Source organism: Paenibacillus hemerocallicola (genome assembly GCF_006265175.1).
GTDB lineage: Bacteria > Bacillota > Bacilli > Paenibacillales > NBRC-103111 > Paenibacillus_AB > Paenibacillus_AB hemerocallicola.
The window spans coordinates 12,543-37,382 of the sequence record NZ_VDCQ01000077.1; the positions used below are offsets into that span (position 1 = coordinate 12,543).

Below are 24,840 nucleotides of genomic sequence, written 5' to 3' on the forward strand. Positions count from 1 at the left end.
AAAGGATGGTAACGATGGAAGACCTGTTGAAAGTGGCGATTCCGAAAGGAAGAATCGTCAAGCATATACATCGGCTGTTTCAGGCTGCGGGACTGCCCTTGCCGGAAGACTTGGACGACTCGCGGAAATTTATCGTTCCCGTTCACGAGATGGGCATGGAATTTATCGTGGCGAAGCCGGCCGACGTTCCGACTTATGTGGAGTACGGAGTCGCCGATATCGGAATAGCCGGCAAAGATGTGATGATGGAAGAAAACCGCAACGTGTACGAGCTGCTCGACCTGGGCATCGCCCGCTGCAGATTTTCCGTCATCGGGCTGCCGGACTGGAAGCCGGTGCTGAACCCGCGCGTGGCGAGCAAATTTCCGAATGTCGCCTCGCAATATTTCCGCGAAAAAGGGCAGCAGGTCGAAGTGATCAAGCTGAACGGCAACGTCGAGCTGGCCCCGCTGATCGGCCTTGCCGACCGAATCGTAGACTTGGTCGAGACGGGCAACACGATACGCGAGAACGGCTTGGTCGAGCTGGAGAAAATAGCCGATATTACGAGCCGGCTCATTGCCAACCGGGTCAGCTACCGGATGAAAAACGGCGCCGTCCAGCAGCTATGCGACCGGCTGCAGTCGGCGATTACCGCCGCTGGCGCGAGATGAACGGGAGGCAAGGACACGAATGCGGATTATAAAAGCGAACGAATTCAAGCTGGCGCGCGAAGTGGAATACGGCACTCCCGAGCAGAACAAAACCGTGAGCGACATTCTCGAACGCGTACGCACGGAAGGCGACGCCGCCGTGCTGCGGTTTACCGAGAGCTTCGATAAAGTAAAGCTGGAAGCCGGCCAGCTCCGTGTAACGGAACAAGAAATAACGGCCGCGTACGACCGCGTCGAGCCGCGCTTCATCGAGGCGCTGCGCCGGGCGGCGGCGAATATCCGCAGCTTCCACGAGAAGCAGAAGCGCAACTCTTGGATGGATGTGCAGCCGGACGGCACGACGCTCGGTCAAATCATCCGACCGCTGCGCCGCGTCGGGCTGTATGTGCCCGGAGGCAAGGCGGCGTATCCTTCATCCGTACTGATGAATGCGATTCCGGCACAGGTGGCGGGCGTACCCGAGATCGTCATGGTCACCCCGGCGTCTACGGGAGGCAAGGAAGGAATCGATCCCTACATTTTGGTGGCCGCGGCCGAAGCCGGCATCCGCGAAATGTACCGGGTCGGAGGGGCGCAAGCGGTAGCGGCGCTCGCCTACGGAACGGAAACGATTCCGCCGGTCGATAAAATCGTCGGCCCCGGCAATATATACGTAGCGCTGGCCAAACGGTACGTATATGGCGTAGTCGATATCGACAGCATCGCGGGACCGAGCGAAATTCTCGTACTTGCGGACGACAGCGCAGACCCGTCGTATATTGCCGCCGACCTGCTGTCGCAAGCGGAGCACGACGAGATGGCCTCGGCCATCCTCGTCACGACCTCGCGGCCGCTTGCCGAGGCGGTGCTCGCGGAAGTGGAGACCCAACTGGCGACACTCCCGCGCAAAGAAATCGCGGAGAAGTCGATCCGGGAGCGCGGCGCGATACTGCTGGCCGACAGCGAGGTCGAAGCCGTCGCCACGTCGAACCGGCTTGCTCCGGAGCATTTGGAGCTGCTCGTCCGGGAGCCGTTCGGCTGGCTCGGCCGGATCGAGAATGCCGGCGCCATTTTCCTCGGCCCTTACAGCTCGGAGCCGGTCGGCGACTATTTTGCCGGCCCCAACCATATATTGCCGACCAACGGCACGGCGCGATTCTCATCGCCGCTGAGTGTCGACGATTTTCTGAAAAAATCGAGCGTCATCCACTACAGCAAGGAAGCGCTGCTGCGTGACGGCGAAGACATTATGACACTGGCCAAGCACGAGGGACTGGATGCCCACGCCAGAGCGATTCAAGTCCGACTGGAAAAGGAAGGGGAGCGAACATGAGCGAAACGGCAAACCGCCCGGCCCGTACGGCCGGCATCGATCGGAAAACGAATGAAACGAACATCAAGCTGTCGTTGAACGTGGACGGCACCGGCAAATCGGAGATCGCGACCGACGTGCACTTTATGAATCATATGCTCGACCTGTTCACGAAGCACGGCCAGTTCGATCTCCGCGTGGAAGCCGAAGGGGATATCGAGATCGACGATCACCATACGACCGAGGACATCGGCATCTGTCTCGGACAGGCGCTGCGCGAAGCGCTCGGCGACAAGCGCGGCATCAAGCGGTACGCGAACGTGTTCGTGCCGATGGACGAAGCGTTGGCGCAGGTGGCGATCGACATCAGCAACAGGCCGCATCTCGAATACCGGGCGGAGTTTCCGTCGGCGCAGGTGGGAAGCTTCACGACCGAGCTCGTACACGAGTTTCTATGGAAATTTGCCTTAGAGGCGCGCATTACGCTGCACGTGATCGTCCACTATGGCCGCAACACTCACCATATGGTGGAGGCGATATTCAAAGCGCTGGGCCGGGCTCTCGACGAGGCGACCTCGATCGATCCGCGCGTGCAGGGCGTTCCTTCCACGAAGGGAGTGCTCTGACGCGTGATCGCCATCATCGATTACGGCATGGGGAATTTGCACAGCGTAAGCAAGGCGGTCGAACGTCTCGGGTACGATGCGCTCGTAACGTCGAATCCGGACGAAATCATGGCCGCCGACGGCGCCATTTTGCCGGGTGTCGGAGCGTTCGGGGATGCGATGGACAACCTGCGCGAGACCGGATTGAAGGATACGGTATTGCGCTATGCGGAAAGCGGCAAGCCGCTGCTCGGCATTTGTCTCGGCATGCAGCTGCTGTTCGCGGAGAGCGAGGAGCATGGCAAGCATGAAGGACTGAACCTGCTTCCCGGCAAAGTGATCCGCTTCCGCGGCCCTTACAAGGTGCCGCATATGGGGTGGAACAAGCTGTCGTTCCGCAAAGCCTCTCCGCTCCTGGACGGCTTGGAGGAAGGGCACGTCTATTTCGTCCATTCGTATCATGCGATTCCGGAACAGACGGCCGACCTGCTGGCCACGACCGATTACTACCAGGCGGTTACCGCCATAGTCGGCCGCAATAACGTGTACGGCATGCAGTTTCATCCGGAGAAGAGCGGCGAGCTGGGCATGCGGCTGTTGGAGCGGTTTTTGACGCTGTGCCGTTGAAATCGCCGACACTTATCGGACAATCCGCCGGGGAGCCTTCTATCTAGAAGGTTTCTCCGACTATAGGCAAAGCGTTGTATACGGGCGGCGGCACGTCGAGAGAAGCAGGCGGCACGCCGACAGAAGGAAACCGGGGGAGAAGCGCGTATGTTAGCGAAACGTATCATACCTTGTCTGGACGTCAAGGACGGGCGAGTCGTAAAAGGCGTAAATTTCGTCAATTTGCGCGATGCGGGGGATCCCGTCGAGCTGGCGGCCGCTTATGACAAGGAAGGCGCCGACGAGCTCGTCTTCCTGGACATATCGGCTTCGTTCGAAGGACGGGCGACGATGGTAGAGGTCGTGAAGAAGACGGCCGGGGAGATCACGATCCCGTTCACCGTCGGCGGGGGCATTTCCAGCGTGGACGATATGAAGCGGCTGCTTCGGGCGGGCGCGGACAAGATCGGCATTAACACCGCGGCGGTCAAAAATCCGCGCCTGGTAGCCGACGGAGCGGCCAAGTTCGGCTCCCAGTGCATCGTCGTGGCGATCGACGCCAAATTTAACGTTGACTGGGACGAATGGGAAGTGTACACCCATGGCGGACGCAACGCGACCGGCATCAAGGCGCTCGAATGGGCGCAGCAGGTCGAGGGGCTCGGCGCGGGCGAAATTTTGCTGACGAGCATGGACGCCGACGGGACGAAGGACGGCTTCGATCTGAAGCTGACGCGCGCCGTGTCGGAAAGCTTGAGCATCCCGGTCATCGCTTCGGGCGGAGCGGGGCGCAAGGAGCATTTCCATGATGTGTTCACGCAAGGAAAGGCCGACGCAGGTCTGGCCGCGACGATTTTCCACTATAAGGAAATGACGATAGAGGAAGTCAAGCAAGATTTGAAGAGCAAAGGGGTGGAGATACGATGAGCGAACAAACGTTCGAAAGTCTGGCGGAAGCGGTCAAATGGGACGGACAAGCACTCGTGCCGGCTATCGTGCAGGATGCAGTCAGCAAAGAAGTGCTCATGCTCGCCTATATGAATCGGGAATCGCTGCGGTTGACGCTCGAATCCGGGGAAACGTGGTTCTGGAGCCGTTCCCGCTCCGAGCTGTGGCACAAGGGCGCGACCAGCGGACATATCCAGAAGGTGCGCTCGCTCCGCTACGATTGCGACGGCGACACACTGCTCGTTCAAGTCGAGCAAACCGGTCCCGCTTGCCATACCGGCGCATACAGCTGCTTCTACAACGAAGCCGTTGTCGGGGATGGAATCTCCGGCGGGTCGAAGCAGACCGCGGGCCGGTTCGATATTCTCGAGAAGCTGGAGGCGATTATCGCCCAGCGCGACGCGGAACGCCCAGAGGGGGCTTACACGACGTACTTGTTCGAGAAGGGCGTCGACAAAATTTTGAAGAAGGTCGGGGAGGAAGCGGGCGAGGTGATCATCGCCGCCAAAAACCGCAGCCACGAGGAGCTTCGCTACGAGGCTAGCGACCTGATCTTCCATCTGTTGGTACTGCTGCGCGAGCAGAAGCTGCCGCTCGACGACATAATGGCGGAACTGGCGCGCCGTCATTTGAAGCAAAAAAGCGAGTATGCGATCAGCGATTGACTCGTCGGATAACGATCCAAGATCCGCCATCGTCCCACTCAGAGGAACGACGGCGGGTCTTTTTTGGCTCGGGTTAATCCAAGTACTGGCATAATGCTGCTGTAAAAATGGGATCGCTCTCCGTCGGCTGCTGTATATACGGGTCACTTTGTGACGAATTCATGAAAAGCGGGTCGGAATCCTTTTGAAAAAACATGTCGAAGGAGTATAATAAGCTTGGACAACTTTATGAAGTTACCGAGTCAAGTCAAGTTAAGGTTTTGTTGAACCGTGCTGAGAGGCTTTAACCATTTTTAGGAGGTAACCATGTACAAGGACAATTGTAAAATTTTTTCCGGATCGTCCAATCCGAAGCTGGCGGAGCGCATTTGCGCCGAGTTGGGAATTCCTCTCGGGCAAATCAAGCTGTCGCGCTTCAAGAGCGGCGAGATCTACTGCCTGTTCGAAGAGTCGGTCCGAAATTGCGACGTCTTCCTGGTGCAGACTTTCTCGCATCCGATCAACGACCACTTCGTAGAGCTTCTCGTCATGATCGATGCGGCCAAGCGGGCATCCGCGAGAACGATCAACCTTGTCATCCCGTACTATGGTTATTCCAGACAGGAACGCAAAGCCGCGCCGCGCGAACCGATTTCCGCCAAGCTCGTAGCCGATTTGCTCACGACGGCGGGAGCCAACAGCATTTTGACGGTAGATTTGCACGCACCCGCCATTCAAGGGTTCTTCAATATACCGGTTAACCATATGACTTCACTCGACTTGATCAGCGACTATATCCGCAACAAAAAGATTAAAAACCCGGTCGTCGTCTCGCCGGATGCCGGACGTGCCACAACCGCCGAAAACTTGGCCAACATCCTGAACGCGCCGTTCGCGATCATGATCAAAAAGCGCCACGCGCATAACGAAGCGACGATCACGCACGTGATCGGGGACGTCGAAGGCCGGACGCCGATCATTATCGAAGATATGATCGATACGGGGAATACGATCGTCAAAGTCGTGGAAGGGCTAAAGGATAGAGGGGCCGAGGACAGCTTCGTCTGCGCGACCCATCCCGTGTTCTCCGGGCCGGCGCTGCAGCGTCTCGACCACCCGAACATCCAGGAAGTCGTCATTACCGACTCGATCGCCTTGCCGAACGGACATCCGGAACGGTTCAAGGTGTTGTCTCTGGCGCATTTGTTCTCCGACGCGATCCGCATTATCATCGACGGCGGTTCGATCAGCACGCTGTTCAAATACGGCGGCGTATAAGCGCCGGCTGTCTGAAAACCGCTTCGGTCCCCGGCGGCCGCGCATCGCGACATTGCCGCAAAGCAGTAGGTAATCCAAACGATGTGTGTTATACTCTGAGGTAAGTATAGTTGCCGGAGGTGCCTGAAGCATGGCAAAGAAAAAGCATGTGGCCAAGACGAAGAAACGCAACGTCATCACGGTCCAAATGGATGCCACGTTCTTTTTCGAGAGAGCCGTCCATTCGTTGGACCGAAATCGCTACGATAAGGCGCTGAAATATTTCCGCCGGGCCGTCGAGTTCGAGCCGGACAATCCGGTCAACCATTGCAATCTGGCAGGCGTTCTGTCAGAAACGGGAGATTACGAAGAGTCGAACCGCATATTGCAGCAAATCGTCGAGCAAATCGATCCGTCGATGACCGAGTGTTATTTCTATATGGCTAACAATTATGCCAACATGGAAAACTACGAGGCGGCGGAAGAAGCGCTCGTTTACTATTTGGAGCACGATCCGAACGGCCATTTTCTCGAAGAGTCCGAAGAAATGATGGAGTTGCTCGGCTACGAGCTGGAACGCCCGACCAAGCTGAACTCGATCAAGAGCAGGGAAGGATTGTTCGAGCACGATAAAGCCCGCAAGCTGCTGGAGGAAGGCAAGTTTTCCGAGGCGGTGCGCATTCTGGAGAAGCTTGTCAAGAAGTCTCCCGACTTTTTGGCCGCCCGCAACAACTTGGCGCTAGCCTACTATTATATGGGCCTGTTCGACAAGGCACTGGCTACGATCCGGCAGGTGCTGGACTTGGAGCCGGGCAATTTGCATGCCTTGTGCAACCTGGCCATATTCCACCAGCACAACGGCGATCAGGAACAGCTGAACGAATTGCTTCTCAGCCTGCGCAAGACGTATCCGATGCATTACGATCACGTCTTCAAGCTTGCGACGACGATGGGGATTTTGTCCGAGCACGAGACGGCGTACCGGCTGTTTCGACGGTTGCTGAAGACCGGCGAGTCGGGGCTCGACCCTTGCCTTTACCACTATACCGCGGTGGCGGCCTGCAATATCGGGAAGTATGCCGAGGCCGAGAAGCTGTGGCGTACCGTCGAGAAGCTGGATCCGGGCACGGATATTCCGCGTTATTACCTGGAGCAGCTTAGGGAAGTCGAGAACGGCACGAGCAAAAAAGCGCTCAGCTACCATTACCATTTGCCGTTCGAAGAGCAGTTCCGCGTACTGGAAATGGCCGCAGACGGCATACCGGATCATATGAAGCGGGATCCACTCGTTCGCTCTTCGTTCTTCTGGGCTCTTCGTCACGGGGACGTCGAGACGAAGCTGCAGGTGATCCAAGCGTTCGGCATTATCGCGGACAGCGAAGTGGAAGATGCGCTGCGCGAATTTTTGCTAGACCCGGAGGAAGACGAATACTTGAAGAAGGTCGCCATCTTCGTACTGCGCAGCATGCGCGCGAAGGAGCCGATCTACGTCAATCTGGACGGCAGGGAGACGCCGCTCGCGTCCTCGCCATGGTCGCCGAATTTGCCGATTTGGAAAGACAAGTGGCAGGAAGTGATGGAAGCCGCGCTCCACAAAATGGATAAGCGGTACGACATGATCCAGCAGCACGATTTGGAGACACTGTGGGTAGAGTTTCTGACCCGCGTCTACCCGGACGTGCCGAAGATCGGCAAGGTCGAAGGCTGGGCGGCCGCGCTCGAGTATTTGACCGCGAAAATGCACCGCCGCGAAATTTCGTACCACGAAGTATCGGTCCGTTACGGCATTTCCGTGACGACGGTCAGCAAAAACGTCAAAATCATCGACCGGGCATGCGGCTTGAAGGAAAAGATGGACGCCATCTTTCCGAAGCTGTCGAGCTCGGAGCCGTTCTAAACGGCCAATGCGGTTGCAGATAGAAGGAGGAGGCAAGCAATGTACAAGACGATAGTAGTCGGCACAGGCCCTGCGGGACTGACTGCGGCCATTTATTTGGCCCGCGCCAATCTGAATCCGCTCGTAATCGAAGGACCGGAACCGGGCGGACAATTGACGACGACGACGGAAGTGGAGAACTTCCCCGGCTTTCCGGAAGGGATCATGGGCCCCGAGCTGATGGACAATATGCGCAAGCAGGCGGAACGGTTCGGCGCGCAATTCCGCACCGGCTGGGTGAACGAAGTCGACATGTCGAAACGGCCGTTTACGCTTAAGATCGAAGGCGGAGAAGAGCTGGTAGCCGAGACGCTGATCATCTCGACAGGCGCTACCGCCAAGCTGCTCGGCATCGAGAACGAGAAGGACAATATCGGACGCGGCGTCAGCACCTGCGCGACATGCGACGGCTTCTTCTTCCGCAACAAAAAAATAATCGTCGTGGGCGGCGGAGATTCCGCCATGGAAGAAGCGAACTTCTTGACTCGCTTCGCTACCGAAGTCCGCGTCGTGCACCGCCGCAACGAGCTGCGCGCCTCCAAAATCATGCAGGACCGAGCTCGGGAAAACCCGAAAATTACGTGGAGCCTGAACAAGGCGCCGATCGAAGTCGTAGCCGGGGACAAGGGCGTAACAGGCTTGAAGGTGAAGGATGGAACGACCGGCGAGGAAGAGATTATCGAAACGAACGGGATTTTCGTGGCGATCGGACATACGCCGAACACCGGCTTCCTCGGAGGCCAATTGGAAACCGACGAGCTCGGCTATTTGGTGGTGAAGCCGGGAACGTCTGAAACGAACGTGCCTGGAGTATTCGCCTGCGGAGACGTACAGGATCACAAGTATCGCCAAGCGATTACCGCCGCGGGCAGCGGGTGTATGGCGGCGCTGGATTGCGAAAAGTTTCTGGAAGAAAACTCCGTGCACGACTGGAGCGTTTCGTTGTAATCGTAAAAACGGGTCGAAGGAGAACCTCGTGTTCTCCTTTTCATTTTGTATGCGGCAGCATGGTTTCAGCCATTCGGAAAGGTCGGCGATGCCGCCCGGGCCGCGGTTTTATGCGATTTTTGTAAAAGCCGGGATCACTTGACCTTACCGGTAGGTTGGCTTATAGTTGGTACAGTAGAATACATTTTCGGTTGAGGTGACATGACGTAATGTCGGAGAAGATTTATATCGGCGTGGATTTGGGCGGCACCAGTATCAAGGTGGGCATTTGCGACGAGCAAGGCAGTCTGCTGCATACGTACGAAGGTCCGACGGGGACCGAGGGCGGGGCGGATGAGGTGCTGGACCGCATCGCGCAGTACGTGAGAAAAATCGTGTCCGACTCGACATACCAATGGGAGCAAGTAGCCGGCGTCGGAGCGGGAATCGCCGGATTTCTCGACTTGGCTTCGGGAACGGTGCTGTTTGCTCCGAATTTGGGATGGAAAGATGTCGCCGTGAAGCAGGAGCTTGAGTCGCGTCTCGGTCTGCCGGTCGCGATCGATAACGACGCCAATGTGGCCGCGCTCGGAGAAGCATGGAGCGGTGCCGGTGCGGGCCTCGACAATATCGTAGCTTTTACGCTCGGAACGGGCGTTGGCGGCGGCATTATCGTCGACGGCCGAATTTATCAAGGCTTCCGCGGCATGGCCGGGGAGCTTGGCCATATCAAGGTCGTTCCGGATCTGGAAGCGATTCAGTGCGGCTGCGGTCAGTTGGGCTGCGTGGAAACGGTTGCGTCCGCTACCGGGATTATCCGGATGGCCAAGGATGCCGTGCAGCGCGGGGAATCCACCTCGCTGTCGTTGAACGAGACGATTACGGCCAAGGAAGTATTCGACGCGGCGAAGGACGGAGACGAGGTCGCCATTCGCATCGTCAAGCGGGCGTCCTATTATTTGGGCAAGGCAATGGCGGCCGTGGCGGTCGTCCTGAACCCTCAACGGTTCGTCATCGGCGGAGGCGTATCGCGCGCCGGAGATGTTTTATTCGACGAAATCCGCAAAGTATACGTCCAAAACGTGCCCGAGGTATTCACGCAAGGGGTCGACATCGTGCCGGCCAAGCTTGGCAATAATGCTGGAGTCGTCGGAGCAGCCGGATTAAATTTGAAGCAGCGTTCATAGAATCAAGCAAGGGATCGATGTCCGGACCGCCGACAGTCTCAAGTGATGGGAGGGAACGCGCATGGAGGATAGCCCGAACGTGGCGAGGTTGGTCATCATTACGGGAATGTCGGGAGCGGGCAAGACGATTGCGGTACAAAGCCTGGAGGATCTCGGTTTTTTTTGCGTCGACAACTTGCCCCCCGTGCTCATTCCGAAATTTGCCGAGCTGATCGATCAATCGAAGGGGCGGATCGGCAAAGTCGCGCTCGTGATCGATTTGAGAGGGCGGGAGTTTTTTACCGCTTTATCGGAATCGCTTCGTACGATTAAGGAAAACTATACGCTGACGTACGAAATCCTGTTTCTGGACGCGACCGATTCGACGCTCGTGCAACGGTACAAGGAAAGCCGGCGCCGACATCCGCTTGCCCCTGAAGGACTGCCTCTCGACGGCATCCATTTGGAGCGCAAGCTGCTCGAAGAGCTGAAGGGCATGGCGACGCAGGTTATCGATACGAGCAGTCTGAAGCCGGCGGAGCTGAAGGAGCGGATCGTTTCCCGGTTTACGAGCATAGGAAAAGGAAGCATATCCGTCAATGTGATTTCGTTCGGATTCAAATACGGGGTTCCGATCGACGCCGATCTCATATTCGACGTCCGGTTTTTGCCGAATCCCCATTATGTGGAACAGCTGAGACCGAATACGGGGCTTGATCCTGACGTGTACGATTACGTGATGAAGTGGAGCGAAACGAAGGAGTTTCTGACCAAGCTCATCGATATGCTCCAATTTCTCATTCCCCAGTATACGAAGGAAGGCAAAAGCCAAGTCGTAATCGGAATCGGCTGTACCGGGGGCAAGCACCGCTCGGTCGCTATTGCCGAATATTTGGGTAAAATGCTCGGTAACAGCGAGACTGAAGTAGTGCGAGTCAGTCATCGGGATGCCGATCGCGATCGCCGTCCCGAGGTGAGTCGATGAGCGCTGAGAAAGTGGAGGACAGCCAGCCCAGAATCGTCGTAATCGGCGGAGGCACGGGTTTGTCGGTCATGCTGCGGGGCTTGAAGGAAAAACCGCTGGACATAACCGCCATCGTAACGGTTGCGGACGACGGAGGCAGCTCGGGCGTGCTGCGCAACGAGCTGCAAATACCGCCGCCGGGCGATATTCGCAACGTGCTCATAGCGCTTGCCGATGTGGAGCCGCTTTTGTCGCAAATGCTGCAACACCGTTTCTCGAGCGGAGCGGGCCTCGCCGGACACAGCCTCGGCAATTTGATATTGGCCGCCATGAAGGATATTACCGGAGACTTCGTTACAGGCGTCAAGGCGCTGAGCCGGGTGCTTGCCGTACGGGGGAGAGTGCTGCCCGCGAGCGATCATCAGATCGTTTTGAAGGCGGAAATGAACGACGGTACGTTCGTGGAAGGCGAATCGAATATTCCGAAGGCCGGAGGAAAAATTAAAAGGGTGTTTATCGAGCCCCCCGACGTCTCTCCGCTCGAGGAAGCGGTGGAAGCGATCCGGGAGGCCGACGCGATATTGATCGGCCCGGGCAGCTTGTATACGAGCATTTTGCCTAATTTGCTCGTACCGAAGCTGGCTGAGACGATCATGCAGTCGGATGCGGTCAAAATTTTCGTCTGCAACGTGATGACCCAGCCCGGCGAGACGGACGATTTTACGGTTAGCGATCATTTGCAGGCGGTATACGATCACGTCGGTTATCATATGTTTGATTACGTCATTGTAAATAACGGGGAAATTCCTCCGCAAGTGCAGAGCAAATATGCCGAACAGGGCGCGAAAGCGGTGCACCTGGACATGGACGAAGTGAAGAGGCTCGGCTACAAGGTCGTCGCGGACCGGCTCGTCTTGTTCCGGACTTACTTGCGTCACGACGCGGAGCGGCTTAGCCATCATATTTTTCAACTAGTGGATAGCTGGATGGTTCGAAAGAGGTGACGGGGGATGTCTTTTGCGGCGCAAACGAAGAAAGAGCTGACGATGGTGGAAGGCGAGGAATGCTGCGAGAAAGCGGAGCTGGCGGCGCTCATCCGGATGAACGGTGCCGTGCAGCTGACGAATCAGCGCATCGTACTCGATATTTCCACCGAAAACGCGGCCATCGCCCGGCGCATCTACATGCTGATCAAAAAAAATTACAACCTGCACACGGAGTTGCTGGTCCGCAAAAAAATGCGGCTGAAAAAAAACAACGTCTATATCGTGCGGGTGCCGAACAAAGTGCAGGAAGTATTGGGTAGTCTGCATATCGTATCAGAAGGGTTTCAGTTTACGCCCGGAATCGATAAGCGGCTCGTGCGCGGCAATTGCTGCAAGCGGGCTTACTTGCGGGGAGCATTCATGGCCGGGGGCTCGGTCAACAACCCGGAAGGCTCTTCCTACCATCTCGAGATCGCCTCGATGTATGAGGAGCACTGCCACGCTCTGTGCCAATTGGCCAACCGGTTCCAATTGAACGCCCGGTGCATCGAGCGGAAGAAGGGCTACGTGTTCTACATGAAGGAAGGCGAGAAGATTATCCAATTCTTGAGCCTGATCGGCGCGCATCAAGCGCTGCTGCGGTTCGAGGATGTCCGTATTATGAAGGACATGCGCAACTCCGTCAACCGGATCGTCAACTGCGAGACGGCCAACCTGAACAAGACGATCGGCGCTGCGGTACGGCAAATCGAGAACATCCGGTTTCTGCAAAAGGAATTCGGGCTGGACAATTTGCCGGAGAAGCTGAAGGAAGTGGCGGAGGTTCGGCTGCTCCATCCCGACATGAATTTGAAGGAAGTCGGGGAGCTTCTGAAAGGCAGCGTCAGCAAGTCGGGGGTCAATCACCGGCTCCGCAAGCTGGACGATCTCGCCGAAAAATTGAGGAATTCCTGAATGTTCGGAAATAGCGGGCTTGTCGCCTTTCTATGTCCGATAATAAATGATATAATATGTAAATAATCGATTTTGTTGAACGTTGACCATAAGATGTAGGGGGTATCCGTTTGATGACCAGACGTCCAGCAGTCGTAAGACTGAGAACGGGATTGCATGCAAGACCGGCCGCACTGTTCGTGCAAGAAGCGAATAAGTTTTCGTCGGAGATTTTCGTCGAGAAGGACGATAAAAAAGTGAATGCCAAAAGCATTATGGGCATTATGAGCCTTGCGATCAGCTCGGGAACCGAAGTCCACATAAGTGCGGAAGGTTCGGACGCAGAGCAGGCTGTAACCGCTTTAGTCGCATTGGTCGGCAAAGAGGAATTGGAGAACCAATAACAGCCGTTCGCGCTTGGCCCGGCAATCAAAATGGAGTATGATCACGAAGCTTCCTTGCATAAGGGAGCTTTTTGTGTTGTCTTTTTACGGAAAATGTCGTTTCCTCTGAAAAGTCGTCCCGTCCTCCAAAAATATGCAACCTTTTACCCAAAAGGGCGTCTAATGTTTCGACAGGCACTATACATAGAAAGAGTGGAGAGAGAACGGTGATCAGGAAAGGGTTAAGGAGATGGGCAGGGCTCGCCATACTGTGCGCGCTCATGATCGTGTCGGTCGTCCCGGCGTGGGGAGCGGGCACGTCGAGCGTATCGACGACTACTGTAAACATTTGGCTGAGCTTGGATGAGCCGGTTGCTTACGTGGACGGTAAAAAAATCGATTTGGATACTCCGGGCGTACTGAAGGACGGCAACAGCCGATTCGTCCCGCTGAAGTTTATGGGCGAGCAGCTAGGGATCGGAGTGAAATTCAACGACAAGACGAAACGGACGGAAATCGGCACGTCGCGCGCGAAAATCGAAATCGACGAGGTCAACAAATCCGTGTTCATCAACGGCGTCTACTTGACCTTCGACAGCGTCGCCCGGTCCTTCAACGGCAAGCTGATGGTGAAGGAAAGCTGGCTGTACGACTTCCTTGGAGCCAAGTATACGTTTAATGCGGATAAGAAGCGTCTAGAGGTAACGTTCGTGAAAAAGCCGCCGTCTCGCGTCGACGAGAAGGGCAATTCGCGCCCGGTGGCGAGATTCACGTTCGGCAAGCCGAAATATTTGATCGGCGAACCGGTGCAATATATCGATCTCAGCTATGATCCCGATGCCGAAGGGCTTCAATACGAATGGACCGGCAACGAAGAGGCGTTTTTCTCGCCCGGCAAATATTTGGTCACCTTGAAGGTGAAGGACGGACAAGGGCTGGTCAGCGATCTGTACTCCCGTTACATTGAAGTGTCGGACGAGATTATGCACAAATCCCCGATGGCCTTCAAGCTGAACACATATCCGCTTCAGTCGTTGATTCCGACGAACTGGATCGAGGTGTATGCGTACTTCAACGATTTGCCGAACTTCAAGAAAACCGTGACCGAGGACCGCTCCCGCAAGCTGCTCGTCAGCGACAGCCCGGAAACGTTCGACGAGAAGGGCATTTTCTATGCCGATACGGTGAACGGCAAAGCGCGGTTGTATGCGGATCACGTCAACGGCATGGACGAAAAGGTGCAGTTCATTATTATGGCGACGAATTCCGGCACGAAGCCGGTTACGATCAAGACGACCAACAAGGGCGAGGTGTACCCGTCCATTTACGCCAATCTGATCGGTCATGAGGCGTCCGTCGAATTTTTGCTGGGTGACGCTCCCGACAGCGAGATTGTCGTTCCGGCGGGTCAGTCCCGCACTTACGTGCAAATGCCCGACTTCTTGCCCGGTCAAGGCGTGAATGTAATCTACGACGTGGAGACGGACGGTCCGGTCGAATTCGCCTTTATGGCCATGGATGCGAGCATCGAGACGCCGATTTCGAAGTATCCGCTGCTGTACAAGCAATTGCCGGCCGATCAGCATATTCGCGGGACATTCCCGATCACGGAGAAACGCTGGGACATCGACGCCAGCTCGTTCACGACATCGACCCGGCTTATATTCGGAGATAACGAATATGATCAATGGCAGGTCGGTACCGATCCGACCCGCAAAAAAGAAGTGACCGACGACGGCAACTACGGCGTCGTGTACAAAATCCATTCGGACAAGCCGCGGAAAATGGCGATCCTGCTGCAAGCGCGGGGCGGCCCGTTCAAAGGCCCGTTCAAAATCAACGGTGAATTCGTGCTTGCGCCGACCTCAGGCGTCATTACCGCGTTCGAAACGGTGCAAATCCTGGCGCGGACGACGGGCAACGAGCCGTCGCTCGATATCGAGTTCACTCCGCCCGCGGGCTCCGCGTTTCCGATCAATTTGATTTTCTACCCGCTGGACTAAAAGGGTTGTCCCCAAAAAAACCTCCATTCCCACATTTTTAGTGGTTATGGAGGTTTTCGTTTCTATTGTGGGATTTCTTCATTAGGCCTTGCTCTAATGCTATTTGGCAAGTTCTTCTTGAATTTTTTTGTTGGTAGCTTCCTCGGCCGACCGCAAAGCGGTATTGATATCTTTCTTGCCCAGGATAGTATCGTTGAAGGCGGTCAGCAAATTCGACTCGGCTATACTGTTGAAGCGGGTAATCGGAACGGCCGGAGCGAACTCGGCCGGCAGCATCGCTTTAACATTTTTGCCTTTATACAGGTCGGATTCTTGGCCGAACGATTTTCGCAGCGTCTCGCTTTTGAGGGCGGATACGAATTCGCCGCGCTTCACTCCCGGCAATTGAAACGATTCGGATGCCAAGTAAGCGATCACTTGGAAAGCTTCGTCTTTTTGCTTGCTTATTTTCGTTAGCCAGAAAGCGTTGGGGTACGGCTGCGGGCCTACACCCGGCTTTTGCTTGTCTACCGGAAACGAAGCGATGTCCCAGTTCAGGTCGGCAAGCTCCTGCGCCGTATGCTGGGTGCTGACGGGCAGCCACATTGCGACGGATTTTTCCTGGATAAATTTATTGCGTTTGTTGGTGACGAAGGTCAGATTGGCGTCCATCTTGTAGCCTGGGATTTCGTAGAAGCGGACGATGTTGTTCAAGAATGATTTCCAGTTGTCGTTGTCCAAGGTGGCCTTATTGGTTGCAGGATCGACGGTTCGGAAAGATTGCTGGTTCAGTCTGGCCAAATGAGAGACGGATGCGAAGAAGCCGCGGTACTGCACCCCTCCTTCCTCCCGGGTAAGCTGCTTGGCCAACGTGTAAAGCTCGTCCCACGTTATGCCGTCCTTGGGATAAGCGACGCCGAATTTATTGAATATATCTTTGTTGTAATACAACGGTGCCGGGGACATGAATACCGGCAGCCCGTACATGCCGCCGTTTGCCAACTGCTTCAGTTGATCTACGGCCATCGGCTCGATTTGATTCAAGTCGTATTTGTACTTCTGAATGAGCGGTGTGATATCGTACTGGAGATCGTATTGGAGCACATTGTTGTATACCAAGCCCGTCGAGCTGAAAATGATGTCCAACTGTTGCCCGGCCGTCAACATTTCCTGTACCTTTTTCCCGTTCGTATAGGGAACGAACGAGGGTGTAATATGAGGGAATTTCTTTTTGATCGGCTCGGCGATTTCCTTTTGAAACCGTTCTGCCGGCCAGTCTCCTCCCCCGTCGTAAAATACGAGCTCAACCGGCTTCGGCGGAGTTTGCTCGGGCAATTGCGCTTGCTTGGAGTTCCCGTCTGTCGCACTCGTCCCGCTGCCTGCTCCCGACCCGCAGGCCGTTGTCAGCAAGACCGCGGTTGTCGCCAAGATGACGCCCCATACTTGTTTTTTTAATTTGGCCAACTGTGCTCACCTCGTCATTAGTTTGCAAACGATGGAAATCGGTCGCATGAGTTACTATAGCACAGATCATTCTGGATCGATTGATCGGCACTGCGGCAATTCAATCATGATTTGATTGCAGTTGCGGTTTCCGCGGTACGCCGAAAAGCCGAAGCGCGATTCGAATAACGGAAGCGGCCAATATCGCAATCCGAATCAAATTACGGCCGCTTTTAACGAAGTCCGGATCAAACGGAACCGATGCCGATATGCTACACTCGTGGAGAACCAATTTCCCCATCAACCCAAAGGGGTGATATCAGCAGGGCGATCTCGCCGCCTGTCCGTTTCTATTGTATAATGGTTCCAATAACCATTTGCTTCACGGCTTGAAGATGGTTATGGAGAACATATGCCCGGTTCAGGGAAGGGAGAGCCCGACCACATGAATCCACGACATCCTTATCGTATTTTGACGGACTATTATTACAACTGGAGAGGGTTGAATAACGGTTTGTCCTTTTTCCACACGCATCCGCAATACGAAATATACTATTTCCACAGCGGCAACTGCGACTACATGTTGGGGGAGCGGATCATCCGTCTGCAGCCCGGCGATCTGATTATTATGAACGGCATGACGCCCCATGGTCCCAAAGTTTACGAGCCATCCGAGTACGTTCGCACTATGTTTTCGTTCGACCCGTATTTGGTGCAAATTTTCGACGAGAATATGCGTTCATGCGATCCATTGAAGCCGTTTAACGTGCTGAGAAACTACCACTTCCGTTTATCGCCCGATGCCAAGGCGGAATGCGAAGACATTTTGAAGCGAATTAACCGGTTTTATTGTCAGAACGACATTGTCCAGTACAACCGCTTTTTGATGGCGTTTTACGACTTGCTCATGTTCATCCTTGTTCAAGGTCGCTCTGTCATAGAGGAGAGGCAAAGAACCGGTTCGGAACGGGAACAGTATGTGGGTAGACTGATCAACTTCATAGATCTGCATTTTATGGAAGATCTGAAGCTGGACGACCTCGTGAAAGAGGTTCATATAAGCAAGTTTCACTTAATGAAACTGTTTCGCGAAGCGACCGGCAAAACGATAACCGACTATTTATACGAACGGCGCATTAACCAGGCGAAAATTTTATTTTTGTACGAAAAGGAACCATCCGTTACCCATGTGTGCTATGAAGTAGGGTTTAAGCATTTGGCCCATTTCAGCCGGCTATTCAAAAAGCAGGTCGGGCATACGCCGGAAACGTACAAAAAACTGGCCCATTCCGCAGGCGGGCAGCTTCAGCATCGGAAATGACATTCCCGGAATAATGAAAGCGGTTTCTTTCTATGGAATATAGCGTTTCGAAACATCCTGCCTGCCGGGGAGCAATCTGCAAATTGTCTCAAGCGAGGAGAGGATTCGATGAAGGACAGGGAAGACTATCAGCGGCAGGACATTGCCCGAGAGTCGGCTAAAGAAGCGGGAACCCCCGGTAATCCGATGATCGATGATCGGGATAGTTATAGAAATCGGGAGCGTGCGATCAGCCGAAGAAAGATGCTTGCCGCTATAGGGACGGCGGGAGTGGCATTCGCTGCGGGCGGGCTGCTCCAAGCAGGCGCGAGCGGGCGGGGAGGGGGTCGGGGGGTAACCGATTCGGTCTATGGACCCGACAATCCGGAGTCGGACGAATGTTGTGTACGGTATGCGTCTATGGCGGAGCTGCGAGCCATGACGACGGCGCCGGATGCCGAGCTGTACTATTTGACCGATCCGGGCAAGGAAGGATATTTCCAATACGATCCGGCAGATGTTTTGACACCGGATAATACGGGTACGGTTCTTGTCTCTGTATTCGGCGCTCGGTTCAAAAGGCTGCAAGTGAACGGCCTTTTCCCAATTAACTGGTTTGGGGCGGCGGGAGACGGCATCCAGGACGAAACCGCCGCTTTGCAGGCGGCGATCAACGCGGCCGCGGAAGTCGGCGGTCAAGTATACCTTCCCCCGGGCACATTCCTCATAGCCGCCCGCCATACGTTCCAGACACCCGGCTCTCTCGACTTCGGCTATGCTGTACGGGTCCCCGCAAACGTTACAATTGCCGGAACGACCGGCACGATTTTGACGCAAGCGATTACGTACGCGAATAGAAGGGTTCTGTTTTATGTGGAAGGCTCTCATGTATCCATTCGGAACTTCCGGATCGAGAACACGTATCCGATCTCGCCGGGCGGCAATTTATCCAGCATCGAATTCGGGGCTGGCGACGGGTTCGACGCTTCGCTGTCCGCCAATATCGAGAATATTACAATCGAGAACGTTACCGTCTACCGTTCTTGGCACCCGGTCAAGTTTCATTTCTCGGACGGGTCGGGCAAGACGGCCGGCAATATAATCGTGCGCGGAGTCCGTTCCTACCACGACAAGACGTCGAAAAGCAGCGGAGGCATCAACTTTCGATCGACCCCGAACGGTCGGATCAGCCGTGTCACGGTCGATTCGTGTCACGTACACGATCCGGTTACGTCCGCGGCTGTAGGTTTCTACGGCGTACATGATGCAACTGTTTCCGGTTGTTCCGTCACCGGGTCCGGGCCTAATGCGGCCGGCATCCAGATCGAAAATGGCGGGAAGCTGATTGCCGTTACCGGAAACACCTGCACCGATAATGTAAACGGCATATGGGTGGACGATTCGGTCGACGTCACGATTACGGGAAACGCAATCACCGGAACCTCGAATGCAAAAGGGATTCGCGTGACGCGTCAAGGCTACATCGACGAACCGAATAAGCTGACTACCGGAATCGTCATCACCGGGAACAGCTTAAGAGGCTGCCGGATCGTCGCCGAGGAATTCGGCGCTTCTCCGGCGGGAGCCTTTGGCGCGGTTTCTGTGGCGAACAACGTTATTGTCGGCGATGGTGCGAATGTGACGACCGCGATCCATATGTACAGGGTGCCGTATCTTACGGTCATCGGCAATACGGTGCTCGGCGCCGGCACTTATTCGTTGTATTTCTCGACATCGGCAGACGATATGCTTATTGTAGCCATGAATATGACGGCAAAAGCCGGTAACGAAGCATCTTCCGGCATGAGGGTTACCGGTACGGCCGTCCATATGAACATAGTTGGCAATATGTTCGCCAACGGATACGATTCATTGGGCGGGCAGGAAGGGGCGTCGGTCGCCAACAGCACATGGAATGGAGCGGTCATGTGGCATTATGGGGGGACCGGCATTATGGCGGGCAGCGGCTCGCCCGAAGGAGTGCAGAGCGCGTCCAGCGGGTCCGTGTTCCTTCGCAGGGACGGCGGTTCCACCCAGACTTTGTATGTGAAAGAAAGCGGCGCCGGCTCTACCGGATGGGTCGGCAAATAAACTGCCTTACGCCGAAATAACAAAGAAGCTTGAAGGAACTTCGGTTCCTCAAGCTTCTTCGCTTTGCCGAATGTTATATTTTCGCTACGACCTTATCGATCAGGCCGTAGTTTTTCGCTTCTTCGGCGCTCATGAAGTAGTCGCGGTCGGTGTCTTTGTCGATGCGCTCGAGCGGCTGTCCGCTGCGTTCGGCCAAAATGCCGTTCAGCTTCTCGCGCAGCTTGATAATCCGCTTCGCGCGAATCTCGATGTCGCTTGCTTGACCTTCGGCTCCGCCGAGCGGCTGGTGAATCATCACTTCGCTGTTGGGCAGCGCGTAGCGTTTGCCCTTGGCGCCCGCAGCGAGCAGGAACGCGCCCATCGAGGCGGCCATGCCGACGCAAATGGTGGAGACGTCGGGCTTGATGAATTGCATCGTATCGAAAATCGCCATGCCGGCCGTAATCGAGCCGCCGGGGCTGTTGATGTACAGGCTGATGTCTTTATCCGGATCCTGCGCCGCCAGGAACAGCATTTGCGCGATGATCGCATTGGCGACCGCGTCGTTCACGGGCGTTCCGAGGAAGATGATGCGGTCCTTCAGAAGACGGGAGTAAATATCGTACCCGCGTTCGCCGCGAGCGTCCTGTTCGACTACCATTGGAATAAAACTCATGACCATAGCCTCCTTTAGATCAAGCGGGATAAGTCCTCACAGAGTACGTGACGTGCGATGACGAACAATCGCGATTCCGCACTAAGGTAGGAAAACTACAATTATCATAACGCAAAACGGAACAAAGGTCAAGAAAGGTCAAATTCCATTTGACGTTGTATGGCGCATGCCCGTTTGCTGCCGTTTTCCCCGGTTTTGCGCAAATTGCACGGAAACCAAAAAAAACGTCCGGGGACGTTTTCATCGTTTGCATCTATGACGCGCTCGCAAGGAATCGAACCTTGATCTCAGGCTCCGGAGGCCTACGTCATATCCATTGGACCACGAGCGCATATCGAGTTCGTCTTAGGCTGTTTTCAGACGCAAAATTGATTATATACAATCGGTGCGGAAATTGCAAGCGGCTTCGCATTATTTTTTTTCGATTAAGAACGTTCCAACGAGTCAAAATGATCGTATGCCGGCTTGCATTTTCAGAAAAAGATGCATATAATAAAAATGAACTAGCGGGACCAAAAATGTATATGCGGGACATAAATGGTCCCGATGCATGCCGCGGTAATCGAAAGCGGGAGTGTGTCCGTAGTCCATGAGACTGATTTTGGATATTCAGAAGCGGTTGCTGCCGGATTTGACCGACGTATTGAAGAAGAGATACACGATTTTGCATCATATTTCCACGACCGGCGTCGTCGGCAGACGCGCTTTGGCTACTCATCTGGAGCTTACGGAGCGGGTGCTGAGATCCGAGGTCGATTTTCTCAAGGAACAAGGACTGCTCGTTACCGAGACTTCGGGGATGAAGCTGAGCGAAGCCGGCCGCAAGCTGCTGGAGGATATGGAGCCGATCGTGAGGGAGCTTCTCGGGCTGTCCGATTTGGAGGAGAAGCTGCGGGAGCGGTTTTCGCTGCGCCAAGTCATTATCGTCCCGGGAGATTGCGATCAATCGGAGCTGGCGAAGAAGGAGCTCGGCCGGGCGGGAGCGACCGCGCTGCGCAAATATGCCACCAAGGATGATGTAGTAGCCGTAGCGGGCGGATCTACGCTTGCGGAAGTAGCGGACCATCTGACTCCGTCGGTTCAGATGAAAGGCAATGTGTTCGTACCTGCCCGAGGCGGCTTGGGCGAGAGCGTAGAGCTGCAGGCGAACTCGATCGCCTCCACGATGGCGAAGAAGGCGGGCGGCCAATACCGGCTGCTGCACGTACCCGATCATTTGGGCGAAGAGGCCTACGTATCTCTCATGCAGGATCCGAACATACTGGAAGTCGTCGAAGTCATTCGCGGCGCCCGGATCGTCGTGCACGGGATCGGGGACGCTATGGTGATGGCCAGACGGAGGAAGGTCGACCGGCTCACGATCGACGAGCTGCTCGGAGAGGGCGCTTTGGCCGAAGCATTCGGCTACTATTTTGACCGCGACGGCAAGGTCGTTCATAAAATGCCGACAGTCGGACTCCGGCTGGAGGATATCCAATCGACGGAAGTCGTAATTGCGGTGGCCGGCGGCAAAAGCAAGGGCGAAGCGATAGCGGCGGTCATGAAATTCGGCCACGAGGATGTTCTCGTAACCGATGAGGCGGCTGCAGCCGAGCTGATAAGGTTCATCTAGCGATTGTTATCTTGACGGGCTTCCGGGCTTGTCTTGACATAAAAGAGTCCACATGCTCAAGGAGGAATAACAAAATGGTAAAAGTAGGGATTAATGGCTTCGGACGGATCGGGCGGAACGTATTCCGCGCCGCGCTGAACAATGAACATGTAGAAATCGTCGCAATCAACGATTTGACCGACGTAAGCACGCTCGCTCATTTGCTGAAATACGACACGACGCATGGCCGCTTGAACGCAACGGTCGAAGCCGGCGAAGGCGCGCTGTTCGTAAACGGCAAAGAAATCAAAGTGTTCGCCGAGCGCGATCCGGGCAACCTGCCTTGGGCATCCGTAGGCGTAGAAATCGTAGTGGAATCGACAGGTATTTTCACGGCCAAGGAAAAAGCGGAAGCCCACCTGAAGGGCGGCGCGAAAAAAGTTATCATTTCCGCTCCCGCGACGAACGAAGACATCACGATCGTTATGGGCGTCAACGACGACCAATACGACCCGTCCAAACATACGATTATTTCCAACGCATCGTGTACGACGAACTGCCTGGCTCCTTTCGCCAAAGTGTTGAACGACAAGTTCGGCATCGAAAAAGGCATGATGACTACGATCCACTCTTACACGAACGACCAGCAAGTGCTCGACCTGCCGCATAAAGACTTGCGCCGCGCGCGCGCAGCCGCGGAGAACATCATTCCTTCGACGACGGGCGCAGCGAAAGCCGTATCCCTCGTGCTGCCCGAGCTGAAGGGCAAATTGAACGGCATGTCTTTCCGCGTTCCTACTCCCAACGTATCCGTAACGGATCTCGTAGCCGAGCTGAAAACGAACGTAACGGTCGACGAAGTGAACGCGGTGCTGAAAGAAGCGGCCAACGGCGCGCTGAAGGGCATCCTGTTCTACACCGAAGAGCCGCTTGTATCGAGCGACTTCAATGGCGATCCCGCTTCCTCGACGATCGACGCGCTGTCTACGATGGTCGTAGGCGACAATCTCGTGAAAGTCGTATCATGGTACGACAACGAGTGGGGCTACTCCAACCGCGTTGTAGACTTGGCCGCTTTCATCGCCGACAAAGGCCTGTAATCGAATAGCATCCGTGAGAGGGGAGAAGCGATTCTCCTCTTTCCCTGTGTGTACTATGCGCATTCTGCCAGGCGGTATCTCGTTATCATGCTTACGAAAGTAAGCCGTTGCTTCGCAAAAGCTCTGTCCATGCTTACGATGCCAGCTTTTGCTCCGCAAAAGCTCCGAGGAGGAACTCCCATGAACAAAAAAAGCGTTCGAGACATAGAAGTATCCGGCAAAAAGGTGTTTGTCCGCGTTGACTTCAACGTACCGCTCGAGAACGGCCAAATCACCGACGACACCCGCATCCGCGAGACGCTTCCGACGATCCGCTTCTTGGCCGAAAAAGGCGCCAAGGTCATTTTGGCCAGCCACATGGGCCGTCCGAAAGGACAAGTCGTCGAAGAGCTGAGATTGACCCCGGCCGCGGCGCGTTTGTCCGAGCTGCTGGGCAAACCGGTAGTGAAAGCCGACGAATCGATCGGAGACGCGGTGAAAGCCCAAATCGCCGAGCTGAACGAAGGTGACGTGCTGCTCCTGGAAAACGTGCGCTTTCATGCGGGCGAAGAGAAGAACGATCCGGAGCTGGCGAAATCGTTTGCGGAGCTTGCCGACCTGTACGTCAACGACGCTTTCGGCGCCGCTCACCGCGCTCACGCTTCGACGGAAGGCATCGCGCATCATTTGCCGGCCGTATCCGGCTTGCTGATGGAGAAAGAGCTGGACGTATTGGGCAAAGCGCTTCATCATCCGGAGCGTCCGTTCACGGCTATCGTAGGCGGCTCCAAAGTGAAGGACAAAATCGCCGTCATCGAGAATTTGCTGAATATCGCGGACAACCTGCTCATAGGCGGAGGCTTGTCGTATACGTTCCTGAAGGCGCAGGGCTATGAGATCGGCAAATCGCTCGTCGACAACGAGAAGCTCGACCTGACGCTTTCCTTCTTGAAGAAAGCGAAGGAAAAGGGCGTCAACCTGATGCTGCCCGTCGATATCGTCGTCGGCGACGATTTCAGCAACGACGCGAATACGAAGATCGTGCCGATCAACGAAATTCCGGCCGACTGGGAAGGCTTCGACATCGGACCGAAGACGCGCGAGCTGTACGCCGACGTCATCGCCAAATCGAAGCTGGTCGTCTGGAACGGACCTATGGGCGTATTCGAGCTGAACCCGTACTTGAACGGAACGAAGGCGGTAGCGGAAGCTTGCGCCAAGACGGAAGGCTACACGGTCATCGGGGGCGGAGATTCCGCGGCGGCGGCCGAGAAATTCCATCTGGCCGACAAAATGGACCACATCTCCACCGGCGGCGGAGCATCGCTCGAATTTATGGAAGGCAAAGCGCTCCCGGGCGTCGTTGCTTTGAACGATAAGTAAACAGCTCTTGCGTCCCC

22 protein-coding genes and 1 tRNA gene are annotated in these 24,840 nt (G+C 55.4%); 20 read left to right on the top strand and 3 right to left on the bottom strand.

The features are described 5' to 3' along the window. Window positions 1-14 precede the first annotated feature (14 nt). The 15 genes from hisG (at window position 15) to FE784_RS34875 (ending at window position 15,302) form a co-directional block, all read left to right on the top strand. Window positions 15-653, top strand: a complete 639-nt coding sequence (hisG, locus tag FE784_RS34805) for an ATP phosphoribosyltransferase (RefSeq protein WP_139606854.1) — start codon at window positions 15-17, stop codon at window positions 651-653. 19 nt (window positions 654-672) lie between these two features. Then, complete coding sequence (gene hisD / locus FE784_RS34810; protein ID WP_139606855.1) at window positions 673-1,965, top strand: histidinol dehydrogenase; 1,293 nt, start codon at window positions 673-675, stop codon at window positions 1,963-1,965. After that, window positions 1,962-2,570: an imidazoleglycerol-phosphate dehydratase HisB gene (gene hisB, locus FE784_RS34815; RefSeq protein ID WP_139606856.1), complete on the top strand. Its 609-nt coding sequence runs from the start codon at window positions 1,962-1,964 to the stop codon at window positions 2,568-2,570. Before hisD ends, hisB begins: the two co-directional genes overlap by 4 nt. A 3-nt stretch (window positions 2,571-2,573) precedes the next feature. Further along, the gene (gene hisH / locus FE784_RS34820) at window positions 2,574-3,176 is read left to right on the top strand and encodes an imidazole glycerol phosphate synthase subunit HisH (protein ID WP_139606857.1); all 603 of its coding nucleotides are present in this window, start codon (window positions 2,574-2,576) and stop codon (window positions 3,174-3,176) included. Window positions 3,177-3,323: 147 nt separating this feature from the next. Further along, complete coding sequence (hisF, locus tag FE784_RS34825) at window positions 3,324-4,082, top strand: imidazole glycerol phosphate synthase subunit HisF (protein WP_139606858.1); 759 nt, start codon at window positions 3,324-3,326, stop codon at window positions 4,080-4,082. Then, complete coding sequence (hisIE, locus tag FE784_RS34830; RefSeq protein WP_139606859.1) at window positions 4,079-4,768, top strand: bifunctional phosphoribosyl-AMP cyclohydrolase/phosphoribosyl-ATP diphosphatase HisIE; 690 nt, start codon at window positions 4,079-4,081, stop codon at window positions 4,766-4,768. The genes hisF and hisIE overlap by 4 nt, the downstream gene beginning before the upstream one ends. Before the next feature lie 306 nt (window positions 4,769-5,074). Further along, window positions 5,075-6,025 (top strand): ribose-phosphate diphosphokinase, encoded by a 951-nt coding sequence (locus FE784_RS34835; protein ID WP_139606860.1) that lies wholly within the window; start codon window positions 5,075-5,077, stop codon window positions 6,023-6,025. Window positions 6,026-6,155: 130 nt separating this feature from the next. Next, window positions 6,156-7,901 carry a tetratricopeptide repeat protein gene (locus tag FE784_RS34840; protein ID WP_139606861.1) on the top strand — a complete coding sequence of 582 codons (1,746 nt, stop codon included), beginning with the start codon at window positions 6,156-6,158 and terminating at the stop codon, window positions 7,899-7,901. Between the two features lie 39 nt (window positions 7,902-7,940). Further along, entirely contained in the window at window positions 7,941-8,888 is a 948-nt protein-coding gene (gene trxB, locus FE784_RS34845) for a thioredoxin-disulfide reductase (RefSeq protein WP_139606862.1), read from the top strand. A 209-nt stretch (window positions 8,889-9,097) separates the two neighbouring features. Beyond that, the gene (locus FE784_RS34850) at window positions 9,098-10,054 is read left to right on the top strand and encodes an ROK family glucokinase (protein WP_139606863.1); all 957 of its coding nucleotides are present in this window, start codon (window positions 9,098-9,100) and stop codon (window positions 10,052-10,054) included. Window positions 10,055-10,115: 61 nt separating this feature from the next. Continuing rightward, entirely contained in the window at window positions 10,116-11,018 is a 903-nt protein-coding gene (gene rapZ / locus FE784_RS34855; RefSeq protein WP_139606864.1) for an RNase adapter RapZ, read from the top strand. Then, on the top strand, window positions 11,015-12,001 hold the full coding sequence (locus FE784_RS34860; RefSeq protein ID WP_139606865.1) for a gluconeogenesis factor YvcK family protein: 987 nt from the start codon (window positions 11,015-11,017) through the stop codon (window positions 11,999-12,001). Before rapZ ends, FE784_RS34860 begins: the two co-directional genes overlap by 4 nt. Window positions 12,002-12,007: 6 nt before the next feature. Beyond that, window positions 12,008-12,937, top strand: coding sequence for a DNA-binding protein WhiA (whiA, locus tag FE784_RS34865; RefSeq protein ID WP_139606866.1), 930 nt, complete (start codon window positions 12,008-12,010; stop codon window positions 12,935-12,937). 113 nt (window positions 12,938-13,050) lie between these two features. Further along, complete coding sequence (locus FE784_RS34870; protein WP_110842828.1) at window positions 13,051-13,320, top strand: HPr family phosphocarrier protein; 270 nt, start codon at window positions 13,051-13,053, stop codon at window positions 13,318-13,320. A 206-nt stretch (window positions 13,321-13,526) separates the two neighbouring features. Beyond that, window positions 13,527-15,302: a stalk domain-containing protein gene (locus tag FE784_RS34875; protein WP_246132323.1), complete on the top strand. Its 1,776-nt coding sequence runs from the start codon at window positions 13,527-13,529 to the stop codon at window positions 15,300-15,302. 99 nt (window positions 15,303-15,401) lie between these two features. Here the strand turns inward: FE784_RS34875 and FE784_RS34880 are convergent, their stop codons facing one another. Further along, the gene (locus FE784_RS34880) at window positions 15,402-16,745 is read right to left on the bottom strand and encodes an ABC transporter substrate-binding protein (protein WP_139606867.1); all 1,344 of its coding nucleotides are present in this window, start codon (window positions 16,743-16,745) and stop codon (window positions 15,402-15,404) included. Between the two features lie 424 nt (window positions 16,746-17,169). Between FE784_RS34880 and FE784_RS34885 the strand changes: the two genes are divergently transcribed. Then, window positions 17,170-18,045 carry an AraC family transcriptional regulator gene (locus FE784_RS34885; protein ID WP_176706731.1) on the top strand — a complete coding sequence of 292 codons (876 nt, stop codon included), beginning with the start codon at window positions 17,170-17,172 and terminating at the stop codon, window positions 18,043-18,045. 108 nt (window positions 18,046-18,153) lie between these two features. After that, window positions 18,154-20,115, top strand: a complete 1,962-nt coding sequence (locus tag FE784_RS34890; RefSeq protein WP_139606869.1) for a NosD domain-containing protein — start codon at window positions 18,154-18,156, stop codon at window positions 20,113-20,115. Between the two features lie 73 nt (window positions 20,116-20,188). Here FE784_RS34890 and clpP read toward each other — a convergent pair whose 3' ends face one another. Next, window positions 20,189-20,770, bottom strand: a complete 582-nt coding sequence (gene clpP / locus FE784_RS34895) for an ATP-dependent Clp endopeptidase proteolytic subunit ClpP (RefSeq protein ID WP_139606870.1) — start codon at window positions 20,768-20,770, stop codon at window positions 20,189-20,191. Between the two features lie 259 nt (window positions 20,771-21,029). Next, a tRNA-Arg gene (locus FE784_RS34900) sits at window positions 21,030-21,101 on the bottom strand. Between the two features lie 258 nt (window positions 21,102-21,359). Between FE784_RS34900 and FE784_RS34905 the strand changes: the two genes are divergently transcribed. The 3 genes from FE784_RS34905 to FE784_RS34915 all read left to right on the top strand — a co-directional run bounded on the left by FE784_RS34905 (window position 21,360) and on the right by FE784_RS34915 (window position 24,823). Continuing rightward, window positions 21,360-22,382, top strand: coding sequence for a sugar-binding transcriptional regulator (locus FE784_RS34905; protein WP_139606871.1), 1,023 nt, complete (start codon window positions 21,360-21,362; stop codon window positions 22,380-22,382). A gap of 74 nt (window positions 22,383-22,456) precedes the next feature. Beyond that, window positions 22,457-23,461, top strand: coding sequence for a type I glyceraldehyde-3-phosphate dehydrogenase (gene gap, locus FE784_RS34910; RefSeq protein WP_139606872.1), 1,005 nt, complete (start codon window positions 22,457-22,459; stop codon window positions 23,459-23,461). Window positions 23,462-23,641: 180 nt separating this feature from the next. Further along, window positions 23,642-24,823, top strand: a complete 1,182-nt coding sequence (locus tag FE784_RS34915) for a phosphoglycerate kinase (RefSeq protein ID WP_139606873.1) — start codon at window positions 23,642-23,644, stop codon at window positions 24,821-24,823. The last annotated feature ends 17 nt before the right edge of the window (window positions 24,824-24,840 follow it).

Excerpts from the sequence above, each read along its gene's own strand:
- hisG (WP_139606854.1), top strand. The coding sequence starts at position 15 with ATGGAAGACCTGTTGAAAGTGGCGATTCCGAAAGGAAGAATCGTCAAG.
- hisD (WP_139606855.1), top strand. The coding sequence starts at position 673 with ATGCGGATTATAAAAGCGAACGAATTCAAGCTGGCGCGCGAAGTGGAA.
- hisB (WP_139606856.1), top strand. The coding sequence starts at position 1,962 with ATGAGCGAAACGGCAAACCGCCCGGCCCGTACGGCCGGCATCGATCGG.
- hisF (WP_139606858.1), top strand. The coding sequence starts at position 3,324 with ATGTTAGCGAAACGTATCATACCTTGTCTGGACGTCAAGGACGGGCGA.
- hisIE (WP_139606859.1), top strand. The coding sequence starts at position 4,079 with ATGAGCGAACAAACGTTCGAAAGTCTGGCGGAAGCGGTCAAATGGGAC.
- FE784_RS34835 (WP_139606860.1), top strand. The coding sequence starts at position 5,075 with ATGTACAAGGACAATTGTAAAATTTTTTCCGGATCGTCCAATCCGAAG.
- FE784_RS34840 (WP_139606861.1), top strand. The coding sequence starts at position 6,156 with ATGGCAAAGAAAAAGCATGTGGCCAAGACGAAGAAACGCAACGTCATC.
- trxB (WP_139606862.1), top strand. The coding sequence starts at position 7,941 with ATGTACAAGACGATAGTAGTCGGCACAGGCCCTGCGGGACTGACTGCG.
- FE784_RS34850 (WP_139606863.1), top strand. The coding sequence starts at position 9,098 with ATGTCGGAGAAGATTTATATCGGCGTGGATTTGGGCGGCACCAGTATC.
- rapZ (WP_139606864.1), top strand. The coding sequence starts at position 10,116 with ATGGAGGATAGCCCGAACGTGGCGAGGTTGGTCATCATTACGGGAATG.
- FE784_RS34860 (WP_139606865.1), top strand. The coding sequence starts at position 11,015 with ATGAGCGCTGAGAAAGTGGAGGACAGCCAGCCCAGAATCGTCGTAATC.
- whiA (WP_139606866.1), top strand. The coding sequence starts at position 12,008 with ATGTCTTTTGCGGCGCAAACGAAGAAAGAGCTGACGATGGTGGAAGGC.
- FE784_RS34870 (WP_110842828.1), top strand. The coding sequence starts at position 13,051 with ATGACCAGACGTCCAGCAGTCGTAAGACTGAGAACGGGATTGCATGCA.
- FE784_RS34885 (WP_176706731.1), top strand. The coding sequence starts at position 17,170 with ATGAATCCACGACATCCTTATCGTATTTTGACGGACTATTATTACAAC.
- FE784_RS34890 (WP_139606869.1), top strand. The coding sequence starts at position 18,154 with ATGAAGGACAGGGAAGACTATCAGCGGCAGGACATTGCCCGAGAGTCG.
- clpP (WP_139606870.1), bottom strand. The coding sequence starts at position 20,770 with ATGAGTTTTATTCCAATGGTAGTCGAACAGGACGCTCGCGGCGAACGC.
- FE784_RS34905 (WP_139606871.1), top strand. The coding sequence starts at position 21,360 with ATGAGACTGATTTTGGATATTCAGAAGCGGTTGCTGCCGGATTTGACC.
- gap (WP_139606872.1), top strand. The coding sequence starts at position 22,457 with ATGGTAAAAGTAGGGATTAATGGCTTCGGACGGATCGGGCGGAACGTA.
- FE784_RS34915 (WP_139606873.1), top strand. The coding sequence starts at position 23,642 with ATGAACAAAAAAAGCGTTCGAGACATAGAAGTATCCGGCAAAAAGGTG.